Raw genomic sequence first — 318 nt, forward strand, 5'->3', positions numbered from 1 at the left:
ATAAGAGAAAGCCATATACTAAAACAGAAGATGGAATGCGAACAATAACTTTAGATGATGATAGTTTGAGTATATTAAAAAAATGGAAACGGGTTCAATCAAATCATGGAATAGAAGGTTTCATATTAAGCTATACAGGTTTACCTGTTTATAGGTCAACGATTCCAAGAATTATAGCAAGGTATGCTAAAGTTGCAAAGGTTCCTAAGATACAAGCCAAGGGTTTAAGGCATTCTCATGTTAGTTACTTAATTAATGAGTTTAATGCCGATATTCTTGTTGTTTCAAAAAGGTTAGGACATAGTTCACCTGAAATAA

The 318-nt window shown here is 32.1% G+C and carries 1 protein-coding gene; it reads left to right on the top strand.

What is annotated here, in order from left to right:
* Positions 1 to 318: tyrosine-type recombinase/integrase (locus RYX56_RS21690; protein WP_317124029.1), on the top strand; the 318-nt coding region annotated here is incomplete at both ends.

The organism is Alkalihalophilus lindianensis, assembly GCF_032843265.1.
GTDB lineage: Bacteria > Bacillota > Bacilli > Bacillales > Bacillaceae_D > Alkalihalophilus > Alkalihalophilus lindianensis.